This window comes from Arthrobacter sp. UNCCL28 (genome assembly GCF_900102805.1).
GTDB classification, from domain to species: Bacteria; Actinomycetota; Actinomycetes; order Actinomycetales; family Micrococcaceae; genus Arthrobacter; species Arthrobacter nicotinovorans_A.
The window spans coordinates 832,954-854,430 of the sequence record NZ_FMWE01000001.1 but is presented as its reverse complement, the minus strand read 5'-3'; the positions used below and the strand labels follow the sequence as shown (position 1 = coordinate 854,430).

At 61.2% G+C, this 21,477-nt stretch carries 21 protein-coding genes; 1 reads left to right on the top strand and 20 read right to left on the bottom strand.

Features of this window, described 5'->3' with window-relative positions; translation table 11 throughout:
• Positions 1–239: 239 nt before the first annotated feature.
• The gene (locus tag BLQ01_RS03830; RefSeq protein ID WP_018776337.1) at positions 240–443 is read left to right on the top strand and encodes a cold-shock protein; all 204 of its coding nucleotides are present in this window, start codon (positions 240–242) and stop codon (positions 441–443) included.
• Between the two features lie 165 nt (positions 444–608).
• Here the strand turns inward: BLQ01_RS03830 and BLQ01_RS03825 are convergent, their stop codons facing one another.
• The 20 genes from BLQ01_RS03825 to rho form a co-directional block, all read right to left on the bottom strand.
• Positions 609–3,125, bottom strand: coding sequence for a DUF2156 domain-containing protein (locus BLQ01_RS03825; RefSeq protein WP_091550170.1), 2,517 nt, complete (start codon positions 3,123–3,125; stop codon positions 609–611).
• Complete coding sequence (locus BLQ01_RS03820; protein WP_091550168.1) at positions 3,107–4,405, bottom strand: alpha/beta hydrolase; 1,299 nt, start codon at positions 4,403–4,405, stop codon at positions 3,107–3,109. Before BLQ01_RS03820 ends, BLQ01_RS03825 begins: the two co-directional genes overlap by 19 nt.
• 5 nt (positions 4,406–4,410) lie before the next feature.
• Positions 4,411–4,842, bottom strand: coding sequence for a DUF2550 domain-containing protein (locus BLQ01_RS03815; protein ID WP_026540144.1), 432 nt, complete (start codon positions 4,840–4,842; stop codon positions 4,411–4,413).
• 10 nt (positions 4,843–4,852) lie between these two features.
• A complete protein-coding gene (locus tag BLQ01_RS03810) occupies positions 4,853–5,137 on the bottom strand; it encodes a F0F1 ATP synthase subunit epsilon (protein WP_026540143.1) in 285 nt (94 codons plus the stop codon).
• Position 5,138: 1 nt separating this feature from the next.
• Positions 5,139–6,590 (bottom strand): F0F1 ATP synthase subunit beta, encoded by a 1,452-nt coding sequence (atpD, locus tag BLQ01_RS03805; RefSeq protein WP_026540142.1) that lies wholly within the window; start codon positions 6,588–6,590, stop codon positions 5,139–5,141.
• Between the two features lie 84 nt (positions 6,591–6,674).
• Positions 6,675–7,565 carry a F0F1 ATP synthase subunit gamma gene (locus BLQ01_RS03800; RefSeq protein WP_026540141.1) on the bottom strand — a complete coding sequence of 297 codons (891 nt, stop codon included), beginning with the start codon at positions 7,563–7,565 and terminating at the stop codon, positions 6,675–6,677.
• A gap of 76 nt (positions 7,566–7,641) precedes the next feature.
• On the bottom strand, positions 7,642–9,279 hold the full coding sequence (gene atpA / locus BLQ01_RS03795; protein ID WP_026540140.1) for a F0F1 ATP synthase subunit alpha: 1,638 nt from the start codon (positions 9,277–9,279) through the stop codon (positions 7,642–7,644).
• A gap of 85 nt (positions 9,280–9,364) precedes the next feature.
• Positions 9,365–10,192, bottom strand: coding sequence for a F0F1 ATP synthase subunit delta (locus BLQ01_RS03790; protein ID WP_026540139.1), 828 nt, complete (start codon positions 10,190–10,192; stop codon positions 9,365–9,367).
• Positions 10,192–10,749: a F0F1 ATP synthase subunit B gene (locus BLQ01_RS03785; protein ID WP_026540138.1), complete on the bottom strand. Its 558-nt coding sequence runs from the start codon at positions 10,747–10,749 to the stop codon at positions 10,192–10,194. The genes BLQ01_RS03790 and BLQ01_RS03785 overlap by 1 nt, the downstream gene beginning before the upstream one ends.
• 56 nt (positions 10,750–10,805) lie before the next feature.
• A complete protein-coding gene (atpE, locus tag BLQ01_RS03780; RefSeq protein WP_009356484.1) occupies positions 10,806–11,009 on the bottom strand; it encodes an ATP synthase F0 subunit C in 204 nt (67 codons plus the stop codon).
• A 78-nt stretch (positions 11,010–11,087) separates the two neighbouring features.
• The gene (gene atpB / locus BLQ01_RS03775; protein WP_026540137.1) at positions 11,088–11,888 is read right to left on the bottom strand and encodes a F0F1 ATP synthase subunit A; all 801 of its coding nucleotides are present in this window, start codon (positions 11,886–11,888) and stop codon (positions 11,088–11,090) included.
• Between the two features lie 81 nt (positions 11,889–11,969).
• Entirely contained in the window at positions 11,970–12,305 is a 336-nt protein-coding gene (locus BLQ01_RS22505; RefSeq protein WP_026540136.1) for a hypothetical protein, read from the bottom strand.
• Positions 12,292–12,783 carry a Cg1360 family ATP-synthase-associated protein gene (locus tag BLQ01_RS03765; RefSeq protein WP_091550167.1) on the bottom strand — a complete coding sequence of 164 codons (492 nt, stop codon included), beginning with the start codon at positions 12,781–12,783 and terminating at the stop codon, positions 12,292–12,294. Before BLQ01_RS03765 ends, BLQ01_RS22505 begins: the two co-directional genes overlap by 14 nt.
• Before the next feature lie 119 nt (positions 12,784–12,902).
• Complete coding sequence (locus BLQ01_RS03760; RefSeq protein ID WP_026540134.1) at positions 12,903–14,015, bottom strand: MraY family glycosyltransferase; 1,113 nt, start codon at positions 14,013–14,015, stop codon at positions 12,903–12,905.
• A 282-nt stretch (positions 14,016–14,297) separates the two neighbouring features.
• Positions 14,298–15,254, bottom strand: coding sequence for a glycosyltransferase (locus BLQ01_RS03755; protein ID WP_026546116.1), 957 nt, complete (start codon positions 15,252–15,254; stop codon positions 14,298–14,300).
• Complete coding sequence (locus BLQ01_RS03750) at positions 15,255–16,040, bottom strand: WecB/TagA/CpsF family glycosyltransferase (protein WP_091550165.1); 786 nt, start codon at positions 16,038–16,040, stop codon at positions 15,255–15,257. It abuts the gene before it with no gap.
• On the bottom strand, positions 16,037–16,981 hold the full coding sequence (locus BLQ01_RS03745; protein ID WP_254779200.1) for an L-threonylcarbamoyladenylate synthase: 945 nt from the start codon (positions 16,979–16,981) through the stop codon (positions 16,037–16,039). The genes BLQ01_RS03750 and BLQ01_RS03745 overlap by 4 nt, the downstream gene beginning before the upstream one ends.
• Positions 16,982–16,993: 12 nt before the next feature.
• Entirely contained in the window at positions 16,994–17,866 is an 873-nt protein-coding gene (gene prmC / locus BLQ01_RS03740; protein WP_091550163.1) for a peptide chain release factor N(5)-glutamine methyltransferase, read from the bottom strand.
• A gap of 32 nt (positions 17,867–17,898) precedes the next feature.
• A complete protein-coding gene (prfA, locus tag BLQ01_RS03735) occupies positions 17,899–18,972 on the bottom strand; it encodes a peptide chain release factor 1 (protein WP_014922181.1) in 1,074 nt (357 codons plus the stop codon).
• Positions 18,973–19,224: 252 nt separating this feature from the next.
• A complete protein-coding gene (gene rho / locus BLQ01_RS03730) occupies positions 19,225–21,423 on the bottom strand; it encodes a transcription termination factor Rho (RefSeq protein WP_091550162.1) in 2,199 nt (732 codons plus the stop codon).
• Positions 21,424–21,477: the final 54 nt, after the last annotated feature.

Sequence of the window (21,477 nt, the reverse complement as noted above, 5' to 3'; positions counted from 1 at the left end):
TCTTTTTACCGAAAATTTTCCCGAATTGCCCAAAAGACCGTTGACCTGCGGCAGGCCACCATGAAAGTGTTGTAGCAGTCTTTGTGTAGGTGGTTTTCATGCTCGCAAGACGAGTTGCGAGCGTGAAGCTCCTGCGAAACCAATCCGGGTCCGCCCGGATGGAATCCAAGGTCTTCTCGCGGAGTAACAAAGCCGGTACGAAGTGTATCGGACTGATGTTCCACAATGAGGAGAAATACATGGCACTGGGAACCGTCAAGTGGTTCAACGCTGAAAAGGGCTTCGGCTTCATCACCCCGGATGACTCGGATGGGGACGTTTTTGTTCACTACTCCGAGATCCAGACCGGCGGATTCAAGACCCTCGATGAGAACCAGCGCGTTCAGTTCGAGATCGGCCAGGGCGCCAAGGGCCCCCAGGCAACCGGCGTTACCGTCGTCTAGTCTTACCCGTTGAATTCTGCTGGTTGCAGATTCAACAAACACGTTGACCCCGGCTTTCATGCCGGGGTCAACGTGTTTAAGGACAGTAATGTCTGATATTCCAACAACTACTGTGACTAACCGTGAAGAAAGCAGAAACCGCGGTTCTGAATGGCCCTTGCCTATTCAGGCAACAAGGGTTCGGAGCAACCGCGCAGAATGCCGCACGGACAATCCCGGAAGATAGGCCCGGGTGAGTGCACGGCCCATTGCAGGAAGGTGCAGCGGGTCCTGGTAATACATGTACAACGTTCGGTACTCCGGCTGGAAACGCGACTTAAAGGAAGCCAAGGACCTGAATCCATAAACTGGTTCCAGTGCTTGCCCAACCGCATCAAGAATTCCTGCCAAGCCCTCTGCCTGCTGTTCGATTTCGCCCTTCTCCCGGGCCAAAGGCGAGCCCGACAACGAGATAACCTCCACGGAACTGCGCAGGTGGAGGATGGCGGAGGCAATGAGGAACTCCATGACTCCAGGGAAGGAGTCACCCCGGCGCCTCATGAAGTCCAATGTCCAACTGACTACCCGGCCATCTTCATGGACCGGAAGCCAACTGGTGACCCCGTACACGAAGCCGGCATCATCCACAGCGGCGCAGCAAAGGACGTCATCGTCCTCCACTTCGTCCAAGCCACCCAAAGTGAAACCCATTTCCGGGATCTTCTTCTGCGCGGCCCACTCTTCGGAGACTTCTGAGATCTGGGAGCGCACGCCGGGGGGAAGTTCGGAGTAGCGGCCCCAAATGGCGGTGATACCAAGCTTCCTGGCACGGTTCAGCGATGTCCTGACGTTCTGCCATTCCTTGCCGCGGAACTCAAGGTCCCTGATCCGCAGACGGGTTTCCTGGGCCACCGAGACCCTGCGGAAACCGCGCGCGCTGAGCATGGGCCACAATTCATCGGTGCACGAGTAGAGGCAGGGTATCAACGCCTGCTGGGAACAGTAATCGAGGAAGCCCCTGGCAGTGTCGAGATGGTGGACAGCGGGCCCAAAGGGACCAGCCATGGTCAAGGCCACATGGCCGTGGACCTGGTACGCCACTCCCCCTGTTCCTTCAGCGTTGAACCAGTACTTGTTGGACTCCCAGAGGGCCATCCACGACAGGGAGTCGCCCCCTGCCTTCACCAAGGACCTGGCCCTCTCACGGGATTGATGATCGAGCCCACCGGAATGGTGCCCACGAATCAGCAGGATCCACACGCCTGCGAGTGCCACCAGCCAGAAAACAGTGCCGGAGTAGGAGAAGAGGAAAACCTCCACCACATCACGTTCAGCGAAGACCTTCCGGTAAACGCCCGGTAGCGGGACCGGAAGATACTGCCTGGCAAGCTCAGAAGCCAGGCCCAGCAAGCCGTCGTCGCGGTCCATGCCACCGGATGCCAGCCACACCAGCGTATAGGCGAGGCCAAGGCCGGCCCCGGTCAGGCCCACCAGCCAAAAAATCCGTCGCCTCAGGCGGTCCGACGACACCACCCGGAAGTGGCCGCGGTAGGCAAAGAGAAGCACCGCCAACACCAGCGGCACCAGAACCAGGGGCAGGAGATGAACTACAGCCGTGTTCAACATGGGCACGTGCGGACGTCCCTGGAGCCTCGGCATCCCGGCGAAGAGACCCAGGTAAATTGCCGACAACGCGACCACCACCAGTTGGACACTGATCGCAATCCCCACAGCAAGCCGACGACCACGGCGCATACCGTCAGCACAAATGAGCAGCAGCACTACCGGCACGACGGCAAGCGCCAAACCGAATGGCCCCGTATAGGCCTGTCGGCCCACTTCCAAACACGCCACATCAATGGTTCCCCCGCAGTTGCTTTCCAGCTGGCTCAACGTAGGCAAGGGATTCAAGATGACGTCGCGCAACAACGCGAGGGGACCGGAAGGACTCTTGGCAGCTGCGGTCACTATGGGGCCAACAGCAAAGATTGCCATCGTCAGGGCAAGAAGGTTCCTGACCTCCCTGCCCGTGGAGCGATGCAGATAAAGATGCCCGTTGCTGCTTTGCATCCACCACCCCGCGGCAAGGCCGATCAGAGCCCCCAGGAAACCCACGACGGTCTCGGCATGGCCAACATACAAGACCAGAAGCAACGACACCGAGATAGCCACCGTGCGCAAGCGCCGTTGCCACAAGGTGGGAAGCAGCGCGCTGGCAGCCAGCGCAGTGCCCAAAACCGCGCCATAGGGGCCTATCAGCCGGGTATCGGCCATTCGCGACAACCAGCCATCATCGGAATACTGCGCCACCTGGGTGACCAGGAGGAAAGCGGTCACACAGGCAAACTGGCTGCCCAGGAACACGCCTGCTGTCCTGAGCGATCCCAGACGCCGCTCGGCCAGGCCCAGGAGGAACAGGAACATCAGGATGGCTGTGACATAAGCCAAGGGGTTGGTGGTGAAAAACAATGACGTCCAGATGGACCACCATTCACCGGACCGCAGGCCATCCAGGGACACCCCGGCAAAGGCCAGCCACGGCTCCGGTGGACCAGACAGGAAGCTGGCGGAGGCAAGGGACAATATGACAAACAAAGCCAGCACCACCAGGGTGAACGGCGTCGCCCGAAGGTGCCTCCCTGCCTGCTGCAACGCAGGCTTGATCACACCGTTGATGGCAAGGCTCACCGCGTCAACCCCCAGCGATCTGCGAGGAAGTCCAATGCTCCCGGCATCCCCCGGACAACGGCATCCCAGGAATGCCCGGCGTGCCGAATGGAATGTTCCTCGGTTGTGAAGCCCGCCGTCTTTGTCGCCCCTGCGAGTTCATGCATGTAGTCGGTGAATTCGTGGTCGGTTTCACCAGCGGTGAGGTAGACGCCGTTTCCCCCGAAGTTGCGCTCCTGCAGAAGCACCAAAGGGGTCTTGGACTCGAAAGCCGCCACATCGCCGTCGAACGAGTCCTGAATGGTCTTGTTTCGATCCTTGGCCAAGGCCGGTTCCCGTTCCGCGGAAAACGCCAACACTGTAGGAAAGAGCTCCGGGTGGGCAGTACCCATCTGCAGGGCGCATGTGCCTCCGAACGAGAAACCACCTACTGCCCATTGTTTGGGGTCAGGCGAAACGTCAAGGGTGGAGTGGATCCACGCAGGAACATCCTGGGAAAGATAGGTGTCCGCAGGGGCAATCAAGCTATCCATGCACATGGTGTTGGCGCTGCTCGAGCCGTTGGGATCCACCACCACCGTGACAGGGGCAATTCCATGGTGCGCTTCGGCGAAACGGTCCAGCTGCGTACGGAGCTGCCCGCCAGTCAGCCAGTCGGCCGGGCCACCGGGTTGCCCGGAAAACAGGACCAGCACAGGCAGCGCAGGGCGGGCATCGGTCAGGTAGGCAGGGGGAAGATAAATATACGCATCCCGTGCAGTAAATCCGGAGATGGTTCCTGGAATTTGTGCTTTGCGCAGCATCCCGCCCGCCGGCATGGAGTCCGGTGATTTCCAGGCTGCAGGCAACGGACCGGGCTTTGCTCCCGGGCTCCGTTGGAGACCGGCCTCCAATGGTTGGATGCGGGCCACTGCTGTACCCAGCAAATCTGCTACCGAATTGTTCAGCCCAAAATAGAGATTCACCTGGACTGCGCTGAGGAGGACTACTCCCAGCATCGCCAGGACGCTGAACGTGCGCCCCCGGACCCTGCTGCGGGGAAGGCGAACTGCGCAGAGGAGGATGGCAGCGACGGCCGGCACCGACCAAGCCAGCGTTTCAAAAGGCAGGTTCTCGGAAAAGGTGGCCATGAGGTCCACCAGGATCCAGTGAACCAGGGCAACAATGCCGATGGAAACCGCCAACGCAGCTACGACCACCAGCGGCCACGAACGACCACGCCTCCATAGAAGGTACGCCCCGCCGGCAGCACCGCAAGCGATGCTGAACCAGAGGAACGGACCATCCACCAGGCTGAGGTCGGAAAATAGATCCATGGCGCCTAACGCCAGGTGCCAACGCCGACGACCGGACCGGCCTCCAGCCAGGATGACAAGCCTGCATACGCGTCGAAATTCATGGCAAGCATGAACTTCGAGCCTTCGTACTGCAGTTCAACCACTACGACGCCGGGCTGTACCCTGACGAGTTCGTCTTCCGTGGGTTGTCGGCGGCCCAGCAGTTCAAGCGAACTGCGTGTGAATTTATGCTTGGGGATCACGCTCAGGGACATCAAGCGGAACCACTCCAGCTCATTGTCCTGATAACGACAAACCCCCATCTGCCAGCTGTTTCCAGCCATGCAAATGGAGGCGTCTACCGTGCCCAGGGCACGCCGCAGGTTGAAGCGGCGCACCCCGAACAGGCACAGTGAAATGATCAGCAACGTAAACGCTGTTGCCAGGGCGATGAACGGAATAAGGGAATCGTCCATCAAGGTCGTGCTATCGGATCCCCGCTGTAGCCGCTTCGCCCAATTTGGCGTTGTCAGCAACAATGACCACGCGATCGTTGTCAACGGAGAAGAACCCGCCGTCGACCACTACCGCAATACGGTCACCGGAAACCGGCTGGATTGCCAGCTCGCCCTCGGCCAGGATGGCCAGAAGGGGCGAGTGGCCCGGCAGGATTCCGATTTCACCATCGCTGGTGCGGGCCTTCACCATCTTGGCCGCGCCGGACCACACGAAGTGGTCCGCTGCGACAATCTCAACCTCGAGCTCAGCCATACTACTTGGTCTGTTCCTGGATCTTGGCCCACTGACGCTCGACGTCATCCAGGCCACCGACGTTGAAGAACGCCTGCTCTGCGATGTGGTCCAGCTCGCCGTCGCAGATGGCGGTGAAGCCTTCCACGGTGTCCTTGATGGACACGGTGGAGCCCTCGACGCCGGTGAACTGCTTGGCGGTGTAGGTGTTCTGGGAGAGGAACTGCTGGATACGACGTGCACGCGACACGACGATCTTGTCCTCTTCAGAGAGTTCGTCAACACCGAGAATGGCGATGATGTCCTGGAGTTCCTTGTTCTTCTGCAGGATCTGCTTAACACGGACAGCCGTGTTGTAGTGGTCCTTGCCGATGTACTGGGGATCCAGGATGCGGGAGGTCGACGTCAGCGGGTCAACGGCCGGGTACAGACCACGGGATGCGATTTCACGGGAAAGTTCCGTGGTCGCGTCCAGGTGTGCGAAGGTCGTGGCCGGGGCCGGGTCGGTGTAGTCATCAGCCGGCACGTAAATGGCCTGCATCGACGTGATGGAGTGACCCTTGGTGGACGTGATGCGCTCCTGGAGGAGACCCATCTCGTCAGCAAGGTTGGGCTGGTAGCCCACGGCGGACGGCATACGGCCGAGCAGCGTGGAAACTTCCGAGCCTGCCTGGGTGAAGCGGAAGATGTTGTCGATGAAGAGCAACACGTCCTGGTTCTGGACATCGCGGAAGTACTCCGCCATGGTCAGGGCCGACAGGGCCACGCGCAGACGCGTTCCCGGCGGCTCATCCATCTGGCCGAACACAAGGGCGGTGTCCTTGAGGACGCCTGCCTCTTCCATTTCAACCCAGAGGTCGTTACCTTCACGGGTACGCTCGCCAACGCCGGCGAATACGGAAGTACCACCGAAGTTGCGGGCAACACGGGTGATCATTTCCTGGATCAGAACGGTCTTGCCAACACCGGCGCCACCGAACAGGCCGATCTTTCCACCCTTGATGTACGGGGTGAGAAGGTCGATGACCTTGATGCCGGTCTCGAGCATCTCCGTGGAGCCCTCGAGGGAGGCGAAGGCCGGAGCCTTGCGGTGGATCGGCCAGTAGGCGTCAGCCTTGATCTCGGACTCATCGACGTCCAGCGGCTTGCCGAGGACGTTGAAGATGTGGCCCTTGACGCCGTCGCCGACGGGCACGGAGATCGGAGCACCGGAGTCCTGCACGGTGGTGCCGCGGACGAGTCCGTCGGTTGCCTGCAGGGAGATGGCGCGGACGAGGTTGTCACCCAGGTGCTGGGAGGTCTCGAACGTGATGGTCTTCGTCTGGCCGTTGAGAGTGATCTCAGTGGTCAGAGCGTTGTAAATCGAGGGGATTGCGTCAGCCGGGAATTCGACGTCGACAACCGGACCAATAACACGGGCAATGCGGCCGGTGGCACCGGCCGTTGCTACGTGTTCGGTAGCAGTGGCAGTCATCTCTCTCACTTCACTCAGTAGATGGCGTGGGGTTAAGTTTATCTGTTTGTTGCAGGTGCGGCTTCGAGCCGAATCCGGTGCAGGCTAGGACGCGAGGGCGTCGGCGCCGGCAACGATTTCGGAAAGCTCCTGCGTAATCTCGGCCTGGCGGGCCGTGTTGCGAAGGCGCGTGTACTTCTTGATCAAATCCGTAGCGTTGTCACCGGCCGACTTCATGGCACGCTGGCGGGCTGCGAGCTCGGAAGCTGCGGCCTGCAGCATGGCTGCGAAGATGCGGGACTCGATGTAACGCGGAAGCAGTGCGTCAAGCACCTGCTCTGTTTCCGGTTCAAACTCGTACAACGGCAGCAGCTCGGAGTCCGAAACTGCTTCCTCTTCGACGACCTCGAGCGGGAGCAAACGGATGACCGTGGGCTCCTGCGTCACCATGGACTTGAAGCGGGTATATACGACGTGGATCTCATCCACGCCACCCTCTTCGTAGTCAGTGGAGAAGTCTTCGAGAAGTGCAGCTCCGACTTCCCGTGCGGTTTCGAATTCCGGGGCGTCCGTGCCACCGGTCCATACACGGGTGTATGACCGGTTGCGGAAATCGAAGTACGCCTGGGCCTTGCGGCCAACCAGGTATGCCTTGACTTCCTTGCCTTCTGCGTGAAGAAGCTCGGTGAGACCTTCAGCCTGCTTGAGCACACTCGCGGAATACGATCCTGCAAGGCCACGGTCCGATGTAATGATCAGGACTGCGGCGCGGCGGATCTGCTCCGGCTCGGTGGTCAGCGGGTGGTCGATTTCGCTCTGAGTTGCGACAGCAGAAACGGCGCGGGTAATCGCGTTCGCGTAGGGCAGTGAAGCTGCTACGCGGGCGCGGGCCTTACCGATGCGCGAGGTAGCGATCAGTTCCATCGCCTTGAAGATCTTGCGCATCGACGTCGTCGAGCTGATCTTCTGACGGTAGACCCGAATCTGGGCTCCCATACTTATCCTTTCCTATGTTCCCGATCTGCTGCCCTGCCGGGGCCCTTTCGGACCCCGGCAGGGCAGGTAATCGGAACTAGCGCTTCTGCTTGACGATCTTTTCCTGGTCGACGTCGCCGCCGGAGATCGCTGCGTGCTCTTCGTGGCCGGCGCCAACCAAGTGGTTGTCGCCTTCTCCGAAGAAGCCCTTCTTGAAGGAAACGATTGCTTCGGTCAAGGCTGCAGCGGTGTCGTCATCCAGGACGTTGGTCTGGGCCAGCGTGGTCAGGATGGAGGACTTGTGCGCAAGGTGCTCCAGGAACTCGGACTCGAAGCGGCTGATGTCCTCAACCGGAACGTCGTCGAGGTAACCCTTGGTACCGGCCCAGATGGAAACAACCTGGTTCTCAACCGGGAACGGTGAGTACTGGCCCTGCTTCAGCAGTTCCATCAGGCGTGCACCACGGGTCAGCTGCTGACGGGAAGCAGCATCCAGGTCAGAGGCGAACATGGCGAATGCCTGCATGTCGCGGTACTGCGCCAGGTCCAGCTTCAAGGTACCGGAGACCTTCTTCATGGACTTGACCTGTGCAGCGCCACCAACGCGGGAGACAGACACACCAACGTCAACAGCAGGACGCTGGTTGGCGTTGAAGAGATCCGACTGGAGGAAGATCTGCCCATCGGTGATGGAGATCACGTTGGTGGGGATGTAAGCGGAGACGTCGTTTGCCTTGGTTTCGACGATCGGAAGACCGGTCATCGAGCCTGCACCGAGCTCGTCGGAGAGCTTGGCGCAACGCTCCAGCAGACGGGAGTGCAAGTAGAAGACGTCACCCGGGTAGGCTTCGCGTCCCGGCGGACGACGCAGCAGCAGGGACACGGCGCGGTAGGCTTCGGCCTGCTTGGACAGGTCATCGAAGATCACCAGGACGTGCTTGCCACCGTACATCCAGTGCTGGCCGATGGCCGAGCCTGCGTAGGGTGCCAGGTACTTGAAGCCGGCGGGGTCAGATGCCGGAGACGCCACGATGGTGGTGTACTCCAGGGCGCCGTGGTCCTCAAGGGTCTGGCGCACGGCTGCGATGGTGGAAGCCTTCTGGCCGACACCAACGTAAACGCAACGAACCTGCTTGGTGACATCCCCAGAAGCCCAGTTGGCCTTCTGGTTGATGATGGTGTCCACTGCGATGGCGGTCTTACCGGTCTGGCGGTCACCAATGATCAGCTGACGCTGGCCGCGGCCGATCGGGATCATGGCGTCGATAGCCTTGAGGCCGGTCTGCATCGGTTCGTGAACCGACTTGCGCTCGGTAACGCCCGGTGCCTGGAGTTCCAGTGCACGGGTGCCTTCGGCCTTGATCTCGCCGAGGTCATCGATCGGCTGGCCCAGCGGGTCAACAACGCGACCCAGGAAGGCGTCGCCAACCGGAACGGACAGGATCTCACCGGTACGGTGAACTTCCTGGCCTTCTTCAATACCGGTGAAGTCACCGAGGATAATGACACCGATCTCGCGGACGTCAAGGTTCTGGGCCAGGCCCAGCGTGCCATCTTCGAAGCGAAGCAGCTCGTTCGCCATGACCGAGGGAAGACCCTCAACACGGGCGATGCCGTCACTTGCGGTGGTCACACGACCAACCTCTACGCGCTCTGCGTTACCGGGTTCGTAGGACGCCGCGAACTCGTTCAACGCATTACGGACGTCGTCGGCGTTGATGGTCAATTCGGCCATCTGCAGTCCCTGCTCTCCTGTTTTCGTGATCATCGTTGCTCACGATGACCGGGTTTTATATCAGTTAAGTTGTGCTTTGTCTTCGCTAGCCAGCGAGCTGGCGGCGGAGCTCGGACAGGCGGGCGATAACCGAAGCGTCGAGCACTTCGTCACCTACCTGGACGCGGATTCCACCGATCAGTGCAGGGTCAACATTGAGGTTGACCTTCAGTTCGCGGCCATACAGGGCGTCAAGCCCGGCCTGCAGACGGCTGGCCTGCGTTTCCGTCAACGGACGGGTAACGCTGACAGTTGCAATCCAGCGCTGCTGACGCTTGGCTGCAAGCTTGGCGAATGACTCGACGAGCTTGCTCGGCTTGACACCGCGCGGCTGCGTCACTGCCTGGCTGATGAGAACCTTTGCTTCCTCGCTGCTGCCAGGAACAAGCTTCTCAGCCAGTGCAATCTTTGCCGCAGGCGATGCCTGCGGCTCAGACAGAGCACGTTGTACTTCGTGGCTGGAGGCGACGGCCTGGTTGAAGGCAAACAGATCGTTTTCCAGCTCTTCCAGCCCCGTGATACCGGAGGCAGAAACGGCCGACTTGTTTTCAGCTACGGCAATGACAACCGTGGCGGCAAGCGTCTCGAGTGCATCGCCGATATCGCGTGCCGATGCCCAGCGCGAGCTGGCCAATCCGCCTGCAATCTCAGCAGCATCAGCGGAGACTTTTCCGCCAACCAGCTGCTTGACCAGCGCCGACTTCTCGTCACCGGAACGGGACGGGTCAGTCAGGGCGCGGCGCAAGCCAGCCGAGCTGTCCACCGTTCCCAGGATTCCGAAGAGGTCCTTAGCCAACTGCAGCGAGGCGAAGGGAAGCTTGGCTTCCAACTGCGCCAGTGCTGTGGTCAGCGATTCGCTCGATATACCTGCCATTACTTAGCTGCACCTGCGCTCTGGGTCTCCAGATCTGCAAGGAAGCGGTCCACAACGCGTGCGGCGCGCTGGTCGTCGGTGAGTGCTTCACCAACGATGCGGCCGGCCAGCGTAGTGGCCAGGGTGCCTACCTCGGAACGAAGCGAGACAACAGCTGCCTGGCGCTCCGATTCGATGGCAGCGTGTGCCTGCTCGGTGATCCGTGCAGACTCTGCTGCAGCCTTGGCCTTCAGGTCCGCAAGGATCTGGGCGCCTTCGGCGCGTGCTTCTTCGCGGATACGGTTGGCTTCGGCGCGGGCATCGGTGAGCTGCTGCTTGTACTCTTCAAGAGCTGCAGAAGCTTCCGCCTGGGCCGCTTCGGCCTTTGCAATGCCACCTTCAATTGCTTCGGCGCGCTCTGCGAAGGTCTTCTCGAACATCGGGACAATGAACTTGACCACGATGTACAGGAGGACCGCAAAGCCGACGAGGACGACGCCCATTTCCCAAACATTGGGAACGAGAGGGTTGGCGGCCTCTTCGCCTTCAGTGGCGGCTGAGATGATCAGCTGATTCATATTTCACCCGTCCTATCTACTCGGTTGCGGAATTCGCTTTGTTCTAAATCCGAAGACTAGAGAACGAAAGCGAAGACGAGGCCGAGGATGGCGAGAGCTTCGGTCAGAGCCAGACCAAGGAACGCGATCGGCTGCAGCACACGCTGAGCTTCCGGCTGACGAGCAACACCGTTGATGTAAGCCGCGAATACGAGACCCACACCGATACCACCGCCGATTGCGGACAGACCGTAACCTACGAGGTTGAGATTGCCTTCCATTTTTTTCCTTTCAAGATGCCACCCATGTGGCAGGTTGTTTGGTTTACTTCAATCCCCATCAGGGGAAGTTTTTGGTGCCTAGTGGCTGTCGGCGTGCAAGGCGCCTTCGATGTAGATCGCAGTCAGCAGGGTAAACACGTACGCCTGCAGGGCCATGATCAAAGCTTCAAGCATGTACATGGCGACGGCGCCTACGAGGACCAGAACCGAGGTGCCCTTCAAGAGGACGTTTTCCTGCATGACCAGATACTCGATACCGGATCCGGCGAGCATGACGATCAAGTGGCCGGCCAGCATGGTCGCGAACAGACGGAGGCTGTGCGTCACAGGGCGGACCAGGAAGTTGGAGATGATTTCGATCGGTACAACAATCGGAAGGATGTACCACGGAACCCCTGAAGGAACGGTGGCCAGCTTGAAGTACTTCAGGCCGTTCTTCTTGATGCCGATGATGATCCAGGTGAAGTACACGATGCCGGCCAGCACGTAAGCTCCACCGACGTGCGAGAAGCTCGGGAGCTGGATGACCGGAATGGCGCCGTAGATGTTGTTCACCAGAATGAAGAAGAACAAGCTGAACAGCAGCGGGACGTACTTGATGAAGTCCTTGCCGCCGATGATGTCCTTGGCGATGCTGTTACGGACGAAGCCGTAGGCCATCTCACCGGCGAACTGCAGCTTGCCGGGAACCAGCTGCTGCTTACGTGCAGCGAGGATGAAGAATGTAGCGATAATGACGACCGAAAGGATCACCAGCAGCATCTGCTTGGAGAATCCGTCGTGCGCACCCCAAGGCAGGATTGCCGGCAGGTGCATTTCGTCGATTCCGGGTGGGGTGAATGACCCCGAATCCTGGGCGGGGAGCGCAAGCGCGATCAACGCGTTTCCTCTCTGCTGTGTCCATCATTGGGCATTGGTTGGAATCCGGCGGCGTTGGACGCATCCGCATTCCATGTGAAATTATTTGGCATTACTGTCCCCGTCCGTGGACGGACCGCTGTCTGCGTTGCTCTCGCCAGAAGAGGAGCTTTGCCTGGTGAGGCCGTGCATATGGGAAAGATAGAACCCTCCTGCGGCTCCCAGCAGAGCGCCAAGGAGCACAATCCAGCGGGTCCCCCACAGATTATCCAGACCCCAGCCTATCAAACTCCAGACAATGATCCCGCCAACGATGTAGCTGAAGACGGCGATGCCGGCGTTGTATCCGCCGTCGCTCCCGGCTTGCGCCGTTTCATTGGCTTTTGCAGGTTGCCGGGCTTGCGCAGGCGGGCGAGAATAACGCTTACGCGGAGACATCCGGGCCACCCTCCTGCTCTTCGGGATCGTTGTAGATCTGAAGGCGGGCCTTGCTGAAACCGTAGATTTCTGCGGCCTGCCAAAGAACAACGGATACAACCGCACCGATGAGGAACCACCGACTGTGGAGCCATTCGGGGGTGCCGATCGCAAAGAGCACAATGGCGAACCCGACGACCTTCACAAAGTACGTAGCTACGAAAAGACCAACGGCGCCAGAAGGATTGTTGCGTCCAACGAAGTGTCCGATCAGGAGACTTATTGCGAAGAAGGCCATGACGAGCCCGCCGCCAAAGACCACCGAGAAGGCGCCCTTGCTGCCGTTGATCAATCCCGCCACGATGCTCGTAATGACCAGTCCGGCCAAAGATGCGGCGGAACTCAAGAAGAGCAATCTAAGCCAAAGCTTCGGTGTCTCACCGGAGACTCCAACACCACGTTTACCGGACGGGCGTCCGGTTTCGGCGTTGGATGTCATGGGGATACCAATCCTCGTGGCACAGGTGCCATATTCTCAAAGTGGGGATACGGGCGAGTGACTGTCCGCAGTAAGAATTCTACATGAGATAGAACTGTGACGATAACCAGGAGTAATAACTACTCCCCCGGCCGCGACGAGTTACGCGTGAAGTAGGGCCATGCTGTCACGGCGGCCATGATGAGGGCTGCCGCAATGATCACGATGAGCACAATCTGCCACGGGAAGACGGCGAATGCGACGCCGCCAAAAGCCAGGATGCATGTCCAGACGTAAAGCATCACGACGGCGGTGCGGTGCGAGTAGCCAAGGTCCACCAGCTTGTGGTGGAGGTGCCCGCGGTCTGCCGACCACGGGGATTGCCCCCTGGCTGTCCTTCGGACGACGGCCATCCCCAAATCGAGGAGGGGAAGGGACAGGACGGCGAAGGGCAGCAGAATCGGGACGATGGTGGGGATACCGTTGGCACGGTCATAGAGGCCGGACCCGATCTGTCCCGTTGCTACCACGCCGGCTGAGGCCATGAGCAGGCCGATGAGCATGGCCCCCGAGTCACCCATGAAGATTTTTGCGGGAAACCAGTTGTGCGGCAGGAACCCGATGCAACTGCCCACCAGGATGGCCATCAGGAGTGTGGCGAGGTCCGAGTTGTCCGTGGACGGATTGTTCCGGTGCACCCAGTAGGCGGTGAGGAAGAAGGCGCCGCCGCCAATGATGGCCACGCCCGCTGCCAGTCCGTCCAAGCCGTCAATGAAGTTGACGGCGTTCATTGTGGTGACGATCAGCCCGGCAGTCAGCACGATCTGGACTACTTCGGACTCCAGGAATATCGGCTCAGGGATGAAGGGCACCACGGACATTCTGACGCCCCAGATTGCCACGATGAAGGCTGCTGCCGCCTGCCCCAGCAGTTTGATCCACCATCGGATGTCCAGGATGTCATCGGCCACTCCCACAGCGACGATCACCACGGCACCGGCCAGGATCCCCCAAGGTGCATCGTTGTGCCTGAAGATGTCCTTGACAAAGAATGAGTTGCTGGCCACTACCAGGGCAGCGAAGAACCCGACGAAGATCCCCAACCCCCCGAGCTTGGAAATCAAGGCCGAGTGCATGTCGCGGCTGCGGATGGGACGGTACAGGCGCAGTTTGTTTCCAGCCACGCGGGCGCCCCACGTTCCCGCATAGGACACCACGGCAGCCGTGAGTGCCATCAGCAGATACATGATCATGATGCGGCTCCCGGGAGCTGCCTGCCCTCTGTTCCGGAAACGGTGACCAGCGGACGCAGCCGGCGCGTCGCGGGAAAGCCGATGGTTTCCGGGCACCTTGAGGTGTGGAATTCTGTCTGTGGATAAATGGAACTACTCCGTCGCCATGCCTGCACCGGCTGTGCCGAATGTTGCGGGATTTCTGTGGACTCTAGTCACGATACTAATGCCAACGGCCGTGACCCCCCTGTGACACAGCCGTTGGTCCCCGCCTTCCCGGCCGGGATCAAGGCTGCGCAACTGTCAGCTGACCGGCTCCTGAATGTTCCGCAACGCGTAAATTCCCTTGAGCACTTCAGCGTTGGAGCGCGGTGCTTTGAAGCTGTGCCGCAGGCCTTTGAGTAGCCCTCCCAGCAGGACTTTGCGGTTGGGAGAGGCTGCGATGGTGCGGGTCCAGTTGCGCACCGACGCGCCGGTGAAAAGGACTTTCTCCCACGGTGCCAGGGCGCGCGAACGTGTATAGACCCAGAGCTTGTTCCGAACCTCATAGTAGAAGCGGGGTCCGGGGTCGGCACCGGCATCACCGAAAACCTTGGTGTGGTGATTGGCCACCGACGCTTCGGTGGTCAGCGCCGTTCCCTTGCGCGAGACCCTTGCCGTGTACTCAAGATCGTCATTCCAGATGAAGTAATCCGCGATCGGCAACCCATGCTTCCTGATTTCCTCGGCGCGGATCACCACTGACACAAAGGAAGCACTGCGGATCTGCGTGGCACCGACCCGGGCGGCGGCGCTGCGTGCTTCCTCGCTGGCACCCAACCGGGGCCGCATGCGGTTCATGGGGTGGTCCCGGCCATCGGTCCAGACCACGCGGCTGGCGATGAAGGCCGGCGTGTCTCCGGTTTCCTGCTCATAGGCAGCGGAAACCTCCAAGGCTTCGGCAAGAGCGGCCGGTTGCGGTTCTGTGTCGTCGTCCATGATCCAGACGTGGTCCGCACCGTGATCCAGCAGCGCGCGTTCCATGCCGACCACGAACCCGCCGGCTCCGCCCACATTGGTGCCCAGCGTAACCACGTCCGTCACCAGCGGCCCTTGATAGTCCCGGAGGAACCCTGCGGTTCCGTCCGTTGAGGCATTATCAACCACGACGACGGCGTCCGGCACCCGGGTGCCGGCCGCGATGCCGGACAACGTGGTTTGGAGCAGTTCTCGGCGGTTATAGGTCACCACAACGGCGACCACGACAGCTTGGGACGTCATTTACTTGCCTTTGGTCGTGGGTAGTTGAATACGGCGCCGAACCAGCAGGCTTGCGAGCTTCCATGGCTCCACAAAAACCCTGTAGGCAACCCTGTCCGGGTGCAGGACCAGCCGCCAGGCCCATTCGAGCCCCAAGCGTCCCAACCAACGCGGCGCCAGTTTCTGGATACCGGCAACCTGTTCGATCGCTCCGCCGACAGCGCAATAGACAGCCGGCGGCAACTCGTTCAGCCTGCGACGCAGAACATGCTCTTGGAGCGGCATTCCCAGCCCGATCAACACCAGTTGTGGCCGGAAGGTGCCCAGCCATCCCACTACGGCTTCCTCGAGGGCGTCGTCCCAACCTTCGCCGGGCATGCCGTCCACTGTGGCTCCGGGAATGATGGACCGCAGACGGGCAACAGCCTCGGTGTTGGCCTCACGGCCGGCACCAACAACAGCAACCCGGTGCAATCCCGGGACCTTTCCCAGCTCAGGGATCCAGTCCATGGAACCCAGCCGGTACGCCATGGCCCCCTCATCCAACGGAGGCAGCCGGCGACGACGCGAGAGACCCCAGAGCAACGTGGCCGGAGCGCCGTCAAGGAGGACGATCGAGCTTTCCCCGTAGAGGGCACGGACATCGGGGCAGGAATGAAACAGCGTAATGCTGTGCAGGTTGTGGCCGAGCACCGTGCTCTTGGTTCCCGCAGCAATGAGTCCACCCATGGCATCAATAAGGTCATTGACGCGCAACGGAGTAGCGTCGACGTCAAGGACGGGGACGCGCTGACGGTCCGGAATCATTCGGATTTGGCTTCTTGTGTGGCCTGCGGTTCCCCATCGCCGGCAGGCAGCGGGGCCTCTTCGGGTGCGGCTTCGACGACGGCGGCCCCGGTCACCTCGGCCGGTGCGTCGCCCGCCGTCGGGATCCCTACGGCAGCCTGACCTGCTGCTTCCGGAGTCTCAACCACTTCGGAAGCCTTTTCTGCTTCCGGGGCCTTTTCTGCTTCCGGAGCCTGTTCCGCTTCCGGAGCCGCCGCAACAGCATCGGCTGCTGAAGGTTCCGCAACCTCGGTGGAAACAGTCTCGCCAAAGCCCAGAATGGTGGGGACTATGGCCCGGAGGCTTTCCAGGGGAATGGCTCCCTGGCGCACTACGCGGAACGGGGTGGCAGTTGCGTCCACAATCGTGGACGGCAGCGCCGCAGTACCTTCCACGGGCCGGAATCCGCCCTCAAGATAAACCTCTACGGATTCGGCCAGTTGCATGCGGGCTTCGGAGGCAGTCTGCGCTGCCTCCTGGCCGGTGCGGTTGGCCGAGGAGACAGCCAAGGGACCCGTGAGCCCCAGAAGTTCCAGCGCGATCTGGTCATCGGGCATCCGCAGGGCAACGGTGCCCTTGGTGTCGCCCAGATCCCAATCCAAGGACGGTTGCGCGTGCAGGATCAAGGTCAGCCCGCCCGGCCAAAATGCCTGTGCCAGCGCGCGGGCATCGGCAGGGACGTCCGTAGCGAGGCCATCCAGGGCGTTGATCCTGGGAATCAGGACAGGAGGAGGCATCTGCCGGCTGCGTCCCTTGGAGGCCAGCAACATGGTCACAGCCAAGGGAGAGAAGGCGTCGGCGGCAATGCCGTACACGGTGTCCGTCGGCAGCACGATGCACTTCTTCTCACTGATGGCACGCTGGGCGTGCTGAAGTCCTTCAGCCCGCTGGTCATCGGAAGTGCAGTTGTAGGTTGTGGTCACAGCGCTATTCTTTCACTCATCAGAGGCGGCGCTTGCCAGCACCGCGCTGGTGGCACGTTCCTTGCCGTTCAAGTCGAAGTGTGTGGTGACGTCATTCCAACGTCCCGTGCGTTGCAGCATCCCGGCAATCCAGCCTGCCTGGACTTCGGCGTGTTCCATCACGAAGTAGCCGCCAGGTTTCAGGAGCCGGGCCGCAGAGGCTGCAGCCGCCGTCGGGAGTTCCATGCCGTCCGCTCCCCCACCGTACAGTGCCTCGGGAGGGTCGTGCAGCGCGACTTCCGGTTCTGTGGGAATCGCCTCTGCCGGAATGTAGGGGGGATTGGAAACGACGACGTCGAAGGTTCCGTTGTGGTCGGGCAGCGCATCCCTGAGGTCGCCCTGTACGAGCGTGACGCCCAGTGGTTCCAGGTTCTTCGCAGCCCAGGCATGCGCGAAAGTACTGTATTCCACGGCATGGACGTCGGCGCCGGGCACCTCGTGGGCAATCGAGCCGGCGATTGCTCCGGATCCGGTGCCAAGGTCCACCACTTTGGGGTTCGGCATTCCCTTGAGGCGGTCAATGACCAGTTGGACCACCGATTCCGTTTCCGGGCGGGGTATGAAAACGCCGGGGCCTACGCGCAATTCAAGGTACCGGAAATAGGCGACACCGGTGATGTGCTGCAGCGGGACGCGGCCCGCACGCTCACGAACCAGTTCTTCATAGCCATCTGGGGCAGCAGTGTCACCCAGAAGCATGGCCCGGAGGCGTCCCAGTCCTCCGCCGAGGAGGTGTTCGGCCAGCAATTCTGCATCCACCCGTGGTGTTGGCACGCCGGCGTCGGTGAGAACGGCAGTGGCCTCGCGAACTGCGTCCGCGAGGCTCTGGCCCTGGTAAAACGTCATGGATCTACTCTGCTGTTGATCTGGGCGCGGCGCTATTCGCCGATTGCGTCCAGGCGTGCTTGTTCGTCCGCCTCGATGGCCGACTGGATGACGGGCTCCAGGTCTCCATTCATGACCGCATCAAGGTTGTATGCCTTGTACCCGGTGCGGTGGTCCGCAATACGGTTTTCCGGGAAGTTATAGGTCCGGATGCGCTCCGAACGGTCCATGGTACGGATCTGCGACTTGCGCTGCTCCGAGTTGGCGGCGTCGATTTGTTCCTGCTGGTGCGCCAGGAGGCGGGCACGGAGGACACGCATGCCTGCTTCACGGTTCTGCAGCTGTGACTTCTCGTTCTGCATGGCCACCACGATGCCCGTGGGCAAGTGGGTGATGCGTACGGCGGAGTCGGTGGTGTTCACGGACTGGCCACCCGGACCCGAGGACCGGTAGACATCGATCTTGAGGTCGTTCTGGTTGATTTCGAGCTCTTCGGGCTCGTCCACTTCAGGGAGCACCAGTACGCCGGCGGCCGAGGTGTGGATCCGGCCCTGCGATTCGGTCACGGGCACGCGCTGGACACGGTGAACGCCGCCTTCGAACTTCAGGCGGGCAAAAACGCCCTGTGCGGGATCGTTCGAGTTGCCCTTGATGGCCACCGCAACATCCTTGTAGCCACCAAGATCCGACTCCGTGGCTGAAATCATCTCGGTCTTCCAACCCCGTGATTCGGCATAGCGCATGTACATGCGAAGAAGATCGCCGGCGAACAAAGCAGCTTCATCGCCGCCTTCACCGCCCTTGACTTCGAGGATGACGTTGCGGGCATCATCAGGATCACGCGGAATCAGCAGACGCCGCAGACGCTCCTGCGCCGCAGGAATCTGCTCCTCCAGCTGCACAACTTCCGCAGCGAATTCGGGATCTTCATCAGCCATCTCTTTGGCCGCTTCCAGATCGTCATTGAGCCCGCGCCACTTGTTGTAAGCCTCCACGATGCCCTGGAGCTGGGCAGAGCGCCGCCCCAATTTCCGGGCCGCAGACTGATCGGCATAGACAGCAGGATCACTCAGCTGCGCCTGGATGGCAGCATGCTCATCAAGCAATCCCTGTACGGACTCAAACATTTTCAAACCTCTTTCGACTTCTACAAGTCTAATAACTGCATCGTGGGGTCACGCACAGCCCATCCTGGGCCCACTGGGCCGTTTCTGACCTCACGTGGTGTCGGGCCACGGAGTCCTTAAACAAGGACCGCTCAAAATATGCCGGCCAGGGAGTGGCTTCGGGCCTGCCGGAGCCGGGTAGCTTTCGATCGTAGATCGGAAGCTACCCGGCGTAGGGGCGCGGCCGGCATATTTTGAGCGGTTAGAGCACAGCTATTTGTCGTTGTCCGACTTCGCTCCGAGCGTGGTCTTCTGAACCTGCATGAGGAACTCGACGTTGCTCTGCGTCTCCCGGATCTTGTTGGTCAGCAGCTCAAGGCTCTGCTGCTGTTCCAGGCCCGAAAGGACGCGGCGCAGCTTCCACATGATCTTGACTTCTTCAGGCGAGAGCAGGTTCTCTTCGCGGCGCGTGCCGGACGCGTTGACGTCCACGGCCGGGAAGATGCGCTTGTCTGCCAGCTGGCGGGACAGGCGGAGCTCCATGTTGCCGGTGCCCTTGAACTCTTCGAAGATCACTTCGTCCATCTTGGAGCCGGTCTCGACGAGGGCCGTTGCCAGGATGGTCAGTGAGCCGCCGTTTTCGATGTTGCGTGCAGCACCGAAGAAGCGCTTGGGCGGGTACAGGGCTGCGGAGTCCACACCACCGGACAGGATTCGGCCGGAGGCCGGTGCTGCCAGGTTGTAGGCGCGGCCCAGGCGGGTCATGGAGTCCAGGAGGACTACAACGTCCATGCCCATTTCAACGAGGCGCTTGGCGCGTTCGATGGAAAGTTCGGCAACCGTGGTGTGGTCATCTGCGGGGCGGTCGAAGGTGGAAGCAATGACCTCACCCTTGACGGTGCGCTGCATGTCCGTAACTTCTTCGGGACGTTCGTCAACCAGGACCATCATGAGGTGAACCTCAGGATTGTTGGTGGTGATGGCGTTCGCGATGGACTGCAGGATGAGCGTCTTACCGGCCTTCGGCGGGGAGACGATCAGGCCACGCTGGCCCTTGCCGATCGGGGCCACGAGGTCAATGACACGCGGGCCGATCTTCTTGGGGTCAGTTTCAAGGCGGAGGCGCTCGGACGGGTACAGCGGCACGAGCTTGGCGAACTCGACCCGGTCCTTGAGTTCTTCCGGAGTCTTGCCGTTGACGGAAGTGACGCGAACCAGCGCGTTGAACTTCTGGCGGGCTGACTGCTGGCTGCGGTCTTCGCCGTCGCGGGGTGCACGGATGGCGCCGACGACGGCGTCGCCCTTGCGGAGGTTGTACTTCTTGACCTGTGCCAGGGAAACGTAGACATCGTTTGCCCCGGGGAGGTAACCGGACGTACGGATGAACGCGTAGTTCTCCAGAACGTCCAGGATGCCTGCTACGGGCAGCAGGACGTCGTCCTCGGTGACCTCGACGTCGTCGACGTCCGGACCCTGCGCGCGGCCACGGCGACGTTCGTTGCGGTCGCGGAAACGGTCGCTGCGGGTGTTCCCGTCGCGGCTGTCCTGACCTCCCCGGCGATCGTTGCGGTCGTTCTGGTCGTTGCGGTCACGACGGTTGCGGCGGTTGCGGCGGTTGCCGGTGTCGTCGCCGTCGTTGTTGTCCTCACGCCGGCCACGGGTGTTCTCACGCCGTTCGCGCTGCTCGCCCGAATCGGGCTGCTCGGTGCGGTCGGTGCGCTGCTCACGCTGCTCGGTGCGGTCGGTGCGCTGCTCACGCTGTTCGGCGCGGTCGGTGCGCTGCTCACGCTGTTCCGTGCGGTCGGTGCGCTGCTCACGCTGCTCGGCGCGATCGGTGCGCTGCTCACGCTGCTCGGCGGCAGGTGCTTCGGCTGCTTCAGCGGGTGCTGCAGCAGCTTCGCCGCGGCGGCGGTTGCGGGTACGGGGTTGGCGACGCTCGGTGCCGGTCTCCCCCGCTTCAGGCGTTGCCGGAGCTTCGACAACCGGCGCAGCTGCGTTTTCAGCAGGCGCAGCCGTGTTTTCGGCAGGTGCAGCAGCGGCTACGACACCGTCGCTGGTAGCGCGGCGGCTACGGCCACGGGCACGTCCGCGGGGAGCATCCTGGGCCGGAGCCTCGGAAGCTGCATCCGCAGCGGCACTGTTTTCGGCAGCCTTGCCCTTGGTCTCCGCTGCAGCCTTGGTTTCCACTGCCGGGGCTTCCTTGGCCGCCGAGGTGGAACCCTTTGCCTGGGCACTGCCCCTGGCAGGTGCCTTGGTAGTGGAGGTTCCGGCACGGTGGGCGGAAATGGCGGTAACCAGATCCCCCTTGCGCATCCGCGATCCCCCGGAGATGCCCAGCTGGCTCGCGAGAGCCTGAAGCTGGGCGAGCTTAAGGCCTGCAAGGCCGCTGCTCTTGGTGGTTGCTGCCGTTGACGACTCAGCAGCAGAAGATGTTGTGTCCACAGCTGAAGCCAGCTCAGTGGTTTCTGTCACGAAGGATCCTTCCCCCTCGACGGCGTCCAGAGCGAGAGCTGGACGCGATGATTT